5 protein-coding genes are annotated in these 4,343 nt (G+C 65.6%); 1 reads left to right on the forward strand and 4 read right to left on the reverse strand.

The window, feature by feature from the left end; all coding sequences use genetic code 11:
* Nucleotides 1–72: 72 nt before the first annotated feature.
* The 3 genes from cpdA to ACO6VM_RS27455 form a co-directional block, all read right to left on the reverse strand.
* Nucleotides 73–876, reverse strand: coding sequence for a 3',5'-cyclic-AMP phosphodiesterase (gene cpdA, locus ACO6VM_RS27445; protein ID WP_422404069.1), 804 nt, complete (start codon nucleotides 874–876; stop codon nucleotides 73–75).
* An 85-nt stretch (nucleotides 877–961) separates the two neighbouring features.
* Entirely contained in the window at nucleotides 962–1,414 is a 453-nt protein-coding gene (locus ACO6VM_RS27450; RefSeq protein WP_110996469.1) for a DUF1249 domain-containing protein, read from the reverse strand.
* Nucleotides 1,405–2,022, reverse strand: coding sequence for an NUDIX domain-containing protein (locus ACO6VM_RS27455; protein ID WP_125860684.1), 618 nt, complete (start codon nucleotides 2,020–2,022; stop codon nucleotides 1,405–1,407). The genes ACO6VM_RS27450 and ACO6VM_RS27455 overlap by 10 nt, the downstream gene beginning before the upstream one ends.
* 185 nt (nucleotides 2,023–2,207) lie before the next feature.
* Between ACO6VM_RS27455 and ACO6VM_RS27460 the strand changes: the two genes are divergently transcribed.
* Nucleotides 2,208–2,954: an RsiV family protein gene (locus ACO6VM_RS27460; protein WP_401055452.1), complete on the forward strand. Its 747-nt coding sequence runs from the start codon at nucleotides 2,208–2,210 to the stop codon at nucleotides 2,952–2,954.
* Here ACO6VM_RS27460 and cytX read toward each other — a convergent pair.
* Nucleotides 2,923–4,206: a putative hydroxymethylpyrimidine transporter CytX gene (gene cytX, locus ACO6VM_RS27465; RefSeq protein ID WP_390965884.1), complete on the reverse strand. Its 1,284-nt coding sequence runs from the start codon at nucleotides 4,204–4,206 to the stop codon at nucleotides 2,923–2,925. The two genes, ACO6VM_RS27460 and cytX, sit on opposite strands and share 32 nt — an antisense overlap.
* Nucleotides 4,207–4,343 lie beyond the last annotated feature (137 nt).

A 4,343-nucleotide genomic window follows, 5' to 3' on the forward strand; every position in this document is an offset into this window, starting at 1 on the left:
CGATTGCAGTGCCAAAGCCACCATCGCAATCGCGGGGCAAGCCCGCTCCCACGCACCTCGCCACTGACCTGGTCAGTAGCCCGGGCTGTCGAAATCCAGTTTCACCACGAAATCCAGCGCCCGCTCCACCCCGGTCTCCAACCGCCCGTCGGCATGCAAGCGCAACCAGCGATACCCCGGCTGCTCTTCACTCACCTGGAAGTCCTCGCTGCCCGGCGCAAACTGAATGCAGGTCGAGGGCGTGGCCAGCAAGCGCACACCCTCGCACACCTCGTCCCATTCCTGGTGAACATGCCCCCAGAGCAGCGCTTTCACCTGTGGGTAACTTTTTATGCGCAGCAGCAGCTGGTCAGCATTACGCAACCCGATTGGCGCCATCCACGCACAACCGATATCCACCGGCTGGTGGTGGCAGCACACCAGGCAATGACGCTCACCGGCAGTGGCCAACGCCTGATCCAGCGTGGCCAGCTGGTCTTCGGTCAGCAGCCCGAACGTGGCACCGACCACCGCCGAATCGAGCATCACGACGCGCCAGGCGCCGATATCGGTCACCGCCGTGATCAGCTCCGGCGCCACCTTGGCCATTACCTGGGCTTCGTCATGATTGCCCGGCAACCAGCGTGCCGGCGCACCGAACCCGGCGGTCAGCCCACGGAATGCTTCATAGGAGGCCACGCTGGCATCCTGGGACAGATCCCCCGTGCACAGCAAAAGATCTATGCGCGGCTGCTCCCGGCGCACCTGCGCCACCACATGTTCAAGGCTGTCGCGGGTATTGAGCCCCAGCAGCGTCCCAGCGGGATCGGCGAACAGATGGGCATCGGTCAGTTGCACCACATGAACGGGTGACTCTGCGAAAAGTGCTTGCGGCAACGGCCGTCTCCTCGAACGGATTCAGCACGGATTATGGCGATGGATCGCTTTGGAGCAAATACTCGAAGCCGACGGGCGTCACATTTCAGCGCACGGTCGCCAGTTCGTGGCCACAGGCCAGGCAGTGGCTGAGCCATTCGCCGAGGAACAGGTTGAGCTGGGCCTTCTCGTCGGGCTGGTGCATCGCCGTGTTGGGGTACGGGTAGATGCTGTGCAGGCGGCGGGTATGCTCGGCGCTGACCACTTCGGCCATCCGCGCGTCGTGATACACCTGCACCTCAAGCTCAGGCACCGGCAACCACGGCAGGCTGTGCTCCTGACGCACCCGCAGGGTGGTGGTATAGGGGCAGGCCAACAGCACTTCGAGCACCAGCACACCGAGCATCTGGTCACCCTGGGTCATGCCGATGCGCCGCGAGCTTTGCGTGGTGCGCATCTCCGGCAGCAGGCGCATCAGGCGGGCGTAGTTGGCCTCACAGGCCGTCTGCAGCCCGACCAGGTCGACTCGATAACGCTCGCGCAGCAGGTTCACTTCCACATACCTCGTACTTCGTCACGGTTGAGCGCCAGCCATTGCAGGCCGATGATCGTCGCGGCATTGCAGATGCGCCCGTCGCGCACTGCCTGCAACGCATCCTCGAACGCCCACACCCGCACGCGGATATCCTCGCTCTCTTCTTCCAGGCCATGCAGGCCACCGGCCCCTTCACTGACGCAACGGCCGAGGAACAGATGAACGTATTCATCGCTGCCGCCCGGGGACGGGAAGTAGCAGGTCATCGGCCACAGCGCGCTGAAGGTAAGGCCAGCTTCCTCATCGGCCTCGCGATGGGCGACTTCCTCCGGCTGTTCGTCCTTGTCGATCAGGCCGGCCACCATCTCGATCAGCCACGGATTGGCCACCTTGCCTATGGCGCCCACCCGGAACTGCTCGATCAGCACGACTTCGTCGCGCTGCGGATCGTAGGGCAGCACGCAGACCGCGTCATGGCGCACGAACAGCTCGCGGGTGAACTCACGGCTCATGCCCCCGGCGAACAGTTCATGGCGCAGGTGCAGCTTGTCGAGCTTGTAGAAGCCCTTGAACAACTGCTCGCGCTTCGCGATCTCGACCTGGCTGGGCAGCGAATTCAACGTGTCCGTCATGCAAACTCCTCATTACCTCGTTTACCGCATCGCGCAATCCTACTCTGCGCGCCGCCCGGTTTCATCCCTTTGTGGCGACCGTTCGGGCACTCGGGACAGGCGCTACGCTCTCTGTTAGCTTAGTGGCGAACTGAAGGCCGCGCAGGCGGTCCAAGGCCGATCATCACCGTTGTGCAAGGATCATCATGACGCTAGTCAAACTGACTTCCGTGGCCGTGCTGGCAGTCGCCCTGAGCGCCTGCCAGAGCCTGTTCACGCCCAACTACCGGGCACCGCTCGAGGTCAAGCGCGACGCCTGGGAGCATGTAAAACCCGGCTGCAGCGAGAGCGACTGCCCGCTGGTGAACATCGACACCGTGCACTTCCCGGCGCTGCCCAAGCTCGACGCCATCGTCGAAAAACGCCTGCTGCAACTGACCGAGGACAACCAGCGCGGCACCCCGCCAGCCTCGCTGCAGGCCTATGAGCAGCAGTACCTGGCCCGCGCCGACAAGCGCAACAGCAGCTACCTGCAAGCCAAGGTACGCGAGCAGCATGACGGGCTGGTGATCGTCGAGCTGTCCAGCTACCTCGACAGCGGCGGCGCCCACGGCATGCCCGGGCGCGGCTTCATCAACTACTCGCGCAAGCTGGACAAGGTGCTGACCCTGGACGACATGCTGGTGCCCGGCCAGAAAGAGACCTTCTGGAAGACCGTCGAGGAGTCCCACCGCGCCTGGCAGATCAGCACCGGCGTGGACAAGGACCCCGAGTTCGTCAAGACCTGGCCGTTCAAGCAGTCGCCGCACATCGCCCTGACCTACGGCGCGGTGATCGTCAAGTACGAGGTTTATGCCATCGCGCCCTACTCCATGGGCCACGTCGAGCTGAAGATCCCCTACCCGCGCCTCAACGGCGTACTCAGGCCTGAGCTGTTTCCCGGCCGCGGCTGATCGACAGCAGCCCGTGCAACACCCCTGCCAGCAGCAGTGCCGGCAGGGTCGCCCCTAGCTCCGGCGCCTCATTGGCCATGACATGGTAAGCCGCCACGCCCACCGCCCAGGCCAGCAGCGCTTGCCAATGCAGCCCGTCGACCAGCGCCGGCAGGCGCCGACGGCGGACCACGAAGTGGTCCACCAGCACCACGCCGAACAGCGGCGCAAACACCGAGCCGATCAACAGCAGGAAGTTCTGGTACTGCGCCAAGGGCGCCAGCAGTGCGATCAGGGTGCACAGCACGCCAATGGCCAGCGCCAGGTGCTCGACCTTCATTTTCACCAGCAGGCCGGTTGAAACCGCTGCCGAGTGAATATCGGCAAAGGCGTTCTCCGACTCGTCGAGCAAAATCAGCAACAGCGGAATGCCCAGCCCGGCGCCAGCCAGGGCCAGCAGCAGTGCATTCACCTCGCCGCTCGGGGCGAAGGCCAGAGTGTAGGCCACGCCCAGGCTCATCAACCAGGCATTGCCAATGAAGAAGCCCAGCGCGGTCCCGCCGAATACCCGGCTGGCGCGCTTGCCGAAACGCGAATAGTCGGCGATCAACGGCAGCCACGACAGCGGCATGGCGATGACGATATCAAAGCCCAGCGCCAGCGACAGCGACCCGTCACCCGGGCGGCGCCACAGCTCGGCCAGGTCCGCCTTGGCGAACAGGTTCCAGGTCAACCACAGGCAAGCGCCGAGCAGCAGCCAGATCCCCCACTTGCGCAGCACCTTGCGCACGAACGCCAAAGGCCCGCTGACCGCCAGCAAGGTGGCCAGGGCGCCAAAGCACAACGTCCACAGCAGCGGGCTGTTCCAGCCACTGTCCTCGCCGAAGGTGCGCGCGCCCAGCAGGCTCGCGGCATCGCGCATGACGATGATCTCGAACGAGCCCCAGCCCACCAGCTGCAGCAGGTTGAGCAGTGCCGGCAGGCGCGCGCCGTGGCGGCCCAGCGACAGGCGCAGGGTGGCCATGGCCGACAGCCCGGTGTCGCTGCCGATCACCCCGGCCGCCGCCAGCAGCAACACGCCCACCGCCGTGCCCAGGGTGATCGCCAGGATCGACCCGGCCAGGCCCAGGCCCGTGGCCAGCAGCCCGCCGACCTGCAGGACCATCAGGCCGATGCCGAGGGAGAACCACAGCGAGAACAGGTCGCGGGCGCCGAACTGGCGGTGGTGGAGGGGGACCGGGTGGTCGGGGGAGAAGTGGCTGGGTGTTGTCATTGTTGTTTACCGGTTACCTGAAGAAGAGCGCTGAAACGTGGGAGCGGGCTTGGGGGGGGGGGGGGGGGGGGGGGGGGGGGGGGGGGGGGGGGGGGGGAGGGGGGGGGGGGGGGGGGGAGAGACGACGCACACGCCAA

Source organism: Pseudomonas sp. GZD-209, from assembly GCF_049310485.1.
GTDB classification, from domain to species: domain Bacteria; phylum Pseudomonadota; class Gammaproteobacteria; order Pseudomonadales; family Pseudomonadaceae; genus Aquipseudomonas; species Aquipseudomonas sichuanensis.